Origin of the sequence: Saccharomonospora halophila 8, from assembly GCF_000383775.1 — a bacterium.
Taxonomy (GTDB): domain Bacteria; phylum Actinomycetota; class Actinomycetes; order Mycobacteriales; family Pseudonocardiaceae; genus Saccharomonospora; species Saccharomonospora halophila.
This window is the reverse complement of sequence record NZ_KB912579.1, coordinates 43485-47845: the sequence shown is the minus strand read 5'-3', so window position 1 is coordinate 47845 and position 4361 is coordinate 43485. Positions and strand designations below refer to the sequence as shown.

Sequence of the window (4361 nt, the reverse complement as noted above, 5' to 3'; positions counted from 1 at the left end):
CACGCGCCGCCGACCCCGCGACCGACCGGGCCAACGGCCGGGCGCTGCTGGCCTCGGCCAAGGACCACGTCGAACACGCCGTCCTGGCCGAGGCCGTCGTGGAGGCCCTGCGGCCGTACTGCCGCAGGCTGGACGTCCCCGACCGGCCGCGCCTGGTGTCCACCCCGACGATGTGGCACCTCGGCACCACGATCACCGGTGAGTTGACCGACCGCGACGTGACCGCCCTGCATCTGGCCGCCGCCCTGCATCCGACCCCGGCCATCTGCGGGACACCGACCGACTCCGCGCGGCGACTCGTCACCGAACTCGAGGAGTTCGACCGGGACTACTACGCGGGCACGACCGGCTGGACCGACGCCGACGGCGACGGCGAGTGGGCGGTGTCGATCCGCTGCGCCGAGGCCGACGGCCGCTCGCTGCGGCTCTACGCGGGCGGCGGCATCGTGCCGGAATCGGACCCCAAGGCGGAGCTGGAGGAAACCTCGGCCAAGTTCGCGACGTTGCTGCGCGCGATGGGCCTACCCCAGGAGTGAGACAGTCGCGGGCGGACGCGGTCGCGGGGGGACACGATCGCGGGCGGACACGGTCGACACCGGACGTCCCGGCCGCCGGGCGGCCGGTCCGGGTCGGCACGTCGGGACGTCACCTCAGGAGACCTCACTTCAGGGCGCTGAGGAGCGTCTCCCGCTGGCGGTCGCCGAGGCCCGCCGCCCGCCGGTCCGGGTCGATCCCGGCCTGCTCCAACAGCGCGTTCACCTTGACCTGGCCGAGCCCGGGCACCGCCTTGAGCAGCTGGGTCACCTTCGTCTTGCCGACCGTCTTGTCCTCCTTGGCACGTTCGAGCACCGTCTCGATGCTCTGCTCGCCCGACTTGATGGAGGCCAGCAGCTCGGAACGGGCCTTCCGGGCCTCGGCGGCCTTGGCCAGCGCCTCTGCCCGCTGCTCCGGGGTCAACGTGGGAAGAGCCAACGCAGTGATCCTTTCTGGTCGTCGCCACCACGGCTTCGCGCGGCGGGTCGGGCGGGCGGCACCCGCTGGTACTCAGGCGCCTGGTGGGGCTGCAGCCCACCCTCGGATACCTCGGAGCTCAGTAAACGCCAACCACCGCGATTCCGCGAAATCGACACGCGATATTTCCCCGACCGTGCCACGCCTGGTCACCCGCCGTGTCGGTTGCGTTCCCCCGACGACGAACCACCGTCCGGCATTGGGCGCCGCGCACAAGCCGGGACCGTGCTCAGCGCACTAGAGTCGGGCCGGATCGGATCACCCATACCTGGAGCGGGAGTCTCAATGTTGAGCACCATGCAGGACGGCCAGCTGTCGCTGGCCAACCTGCTGCGGCACGGCGCCCAGATGCATGCCGACAGCGTCGCGGTCACCTGGACGGGCTCCGGGACCCGGACCGCCACCTTCGCCGAGGTCGGCAAACGGGCGGCGCAGCTGGCGAACGCGCTGCGCGACCTCGGCATCACCGACGACGAGCGGGTCGGCACGTTCATGTGGAACAACACCGAGCACCTGGAGGCCTACCTCGCCATCCCGGCGATGGGTGCGGTGCTGCACACGTTGAACGTCCGGTTGTTCCCCGAACAGCTGGTCTTCGTCGCCAACCACGCCGAGGACCGGGTCGTGCTCGTCGACGGCACGCTGGTGCCCCTGTTCGCCAAACAACTGCCGCGGATGACGACGGTCAAGCACGTCATCGTCGCCAACGGCGACCCCTCCGCGCTGGAGGCCCCGGACGGGGTGCAGGTGCACTCGTACGACGAACTGTTGTCCGGGCAGCCGGAGACCTTCGACTGGCCGGAGATCGACGAGCGCTCGGCCGCGGCCATGTGCTACACCTCCGGCACCACCGGCGACCCGAAGGGCGTGGTGTACTCGCACCGCTCGATCTGGCTGCACTCGATGCAGGTCTGCATGAGCGACTCGATGCGCCTGTCCGACGCGGACAAGGCCCTGGTGATCGTGCCGATGTTCCACGCGATGTCCTGGGGCATGCCGTACGCGGCGTTCATGGTCGGCACCTCCATGGTGTTGCCGGACCGCTTCCTGCAGCCGGAGCCGATCGCGCAGATCCTCGCCGCGGAGAAACCGACCTTCGCGGGTGCCGTGCCGACCATCTGGCAGGGCCTGCTGCAGCACCTGGACGCCAATCCGCAGGACATCTCCCACCTGCGGGAGGTCGTGGTCGGCGGCTCGGCCGCGCCGCCCGCGATGATGCACGCCTTCGAGGAGCGCTACGACGTGCCGGTGCTGCACGCCTGGGGGATGACCGAGACGTCGCCGCTGGGCAGCGTGGCCCGTCCGCCGTCGTGGGCCACCGGGGAGACCGCGTGGCAGTACCGCTACACCCAGGGCCGGTTCCCCGCGTCGGTGCGGGCGCGACTGATCGACGACAACGGCGACGAGGTGCCGTGGGACGGCGAGAGCGTCGGTGAGCTGGAGGTCGCGGGTCCGTGGATCGCGGGGTCGTACTACGCCGACGCCGACCCGGAGAAGTTCCACGACGGCTGGCTGCGCACCGGCGACGTCGGCCGGATCACCCCGGACGGCTACCTCACGCTCACCGACCGCGCCAAGGACGTGATCAAGTCGGGCGGCGAGTGGATCTCCTCGGTGGATCTGGAGAACGAGGTCATGGCGCACCCGGCGGTCGCCGAGGCGGCCGTGGTGGGCGTGCCGGACGAGAAGTGGGACGAACGCCCGCTGGTGGCGGTGGTGCTCGCGGACGGCCACCAGGCCACACCGGAGGAACTGCGCGAGTTCCTGCGCGACCGGGTCGCCAAGTGGCAGTTGCCCGAGCACTGGACGTTTGTCGACGAGGTGCCCAAGACCAGCGTCGGCAAGTTCGACAAGAAGCGCCTCCGCTCCGCCCACGCCGAAGGCACCCTGGACGTCAACCACTTCTGACCCCACCCGGCCTCCCTCCCCCGACCGGGTGGTGCCGTGAAGGCCCCTTCCCTGCGTCGGATGCAGGGAAGGAGTCCTTCACGGCACCACGGTGGGTGAGGGCGATGGTCAGCTGCGGCGCGCCCGGGTAGGGTGTGACAGGTGGAGTCGGGTCGTCACATCATTGCGGGTGGCGCCACCGTGGTGGGTGGGGCCGAGGTGCCGGTACGGACGCCCGGGGACGGGTCGCGGGTCGGGCGGGCTCCCACCGGCCGGGTACCCGACGACGTCCTGCTCGACGCGGCACGGGAGTGCGCCCTCGCCCGAGGTGTGCGCCGCACCACACTGACCGACATCGCCCGCGCCGCCGGTGTGAGCCGGATGACGCTGTACCGCCGGTTCCCGGACGTGCGCAGCGTGCTCGCCGCGCTGATGACGCGGGAGTTCGGCGCCCTGCTGCGCGAGGTCAGCACCCACGCGGGCGGGGTCGGCGACCACACCGGCGAGGCCGACCACACCGACCACACCGGGCAGGCCGAGGGCACCGGGAACCGCGGTGCCGACGAAACCCGCGGTACCGGCACCCGGCACGCCCGGCGCCGGCTGGTGGACATCGCCGTGGCCTCCGTGCGTGCGCTGGCCGCCGACCCGCTGCTGCGCACCGTGCTCGACCGGGACGCCGAGCTGCTGCTGCCCTACATCGTCGAGCGCCTCGGAGCCACGCAGCAGCTCGCCGAGGGTGTGGTGCGCACCCTGATCGAGGAGGGCCACGACGACGGGTCGGTGCGGCCCGCGGCGCCCGCGCCGCAGACCCGCAGTGTCCTGCTCGTCGTCCAGTCCTTCGTGCTGTCGCACCGCCCCGCCACCGCGGATCTGACCGCCCGGGACCTGCTCGCCGAGCTGCGCCACCTGCTCGACGCCGCACTGACCCCCGACACGGACCAGCACGGGAAGGAGTCCGACGAGTGAGCAGCACCGGACCGACCGGGGCGGCGGGCACGGTGCACGCCTCCCTCACCGCACGCCGCCGGTCAGTGGAGCTGGACGCGCTCGCCTCCGGCGACGTGGTCGACGTCGTCGTGGTCGGCGGCGGCGTCACCGGCGCCGGGGTGGCACTGGACGCCGCGAGCCGGGGCCTGTCGGTCGCCCTGCTGGAGGGGCACGACCTCGCCCACGGCACCTCCCGGTGGTCGAGCAAACTCGTCCACGGCGGCCTGCGCTACCTCGCGCACGGCCACGTGGGGCTCGCCCGGGAGAGCGCGGTGGAGCGGGACATCCTCATGCGTCGCACCGCGCCGCATTTGACCCGCCCGATGGCTCAGCTGTTCCCCCGCTACACCGACGCGCCCGGCCGGCAGTACGCACTCACCACCGCGGGCGTGTACGCGGGGGACGCCCTGCGCCGTGCCGCACGCACGCCGTCGTCCCTGCTGCCCCGGCCCCGGCGGGTCCCGACCGCCCAG

The 4361-nt window shown here is 72.2% G+C and carries 5 protein-coding genes; 4 read left to right on the top strand and 1 reads right to left on the bottom strand.

The features are described 5' to 3' along the window. A partial coding sequence (locus tag SACHA_RS22900; RefSeq protein WP_019811961.1) for a chorismate-binding protein occupies positions 1-536 on the top strand: 536 nt, incomplete at its 5' end. Positions 537-660: 124 nt separating this feature from the next. On the opposite strand, the gene mihF is transcribed toward SACHA_RS22900, so the two are convergent. Then, entirely contained in the window at positions 661-972 is a 312-nt protein-coding gene (mihF, locus tag SACHA_RS0117780) for an integration host factor, actinobacterial type (protein WP_028663316.1), read from the bottom strand. Positions 973-1296: 324 nt separating this feature from the next. Between mihF and SACHA_RS0117775 the strand changes: the two genes are divergently transcribed. The 3 genes from SACHA_RS0117775 to SACHA_RS0117765 all read left to right on the top strand — a co-directional run. After that, complete coding sequence (locus SACHA_RS0117775; RefSeq protein ID WP_019811958.1) at positions 1297-2919, top strand: long-chain fatty acid--CoA ligase; 1623 nt, start codon at positions 1297-1299, stop codon at positions 2917-2919. Positions 2920-3117: 198 nt separating this feature from the next. Next, positions 3118-3867: a TetR/AcrR family transcriptional regulator gene (locus SACHA_RS0117770; protein ID WP_083935906.1), complete on the top strand. Its 750-nt coding sequence runs from the start codon at positions 3118-3120 to the stop codon at positions 3865-3867. Then, on the top strand, positions 3864-4361 hold a 498-nt coding region (locus SACHA_RS0117765; protein WP_028663314.1), incomplete at its 3' end, for an FAD-dependent oxidoreductase. The genes SACHA_RS0117770 and SACHA_RS0117765, both read left to right, overlap by 4 nt.

What these genes read in the sequence shown, in the direction of transcription:
- SACHA_RS0117775 (WP_019811958.1), top strand. Translation starts at nt 1,297, where the DNA reads ATGTTGAGCACCATGCAGGACGGCCAGCTGTCGCTGGCCAACCTGCTG.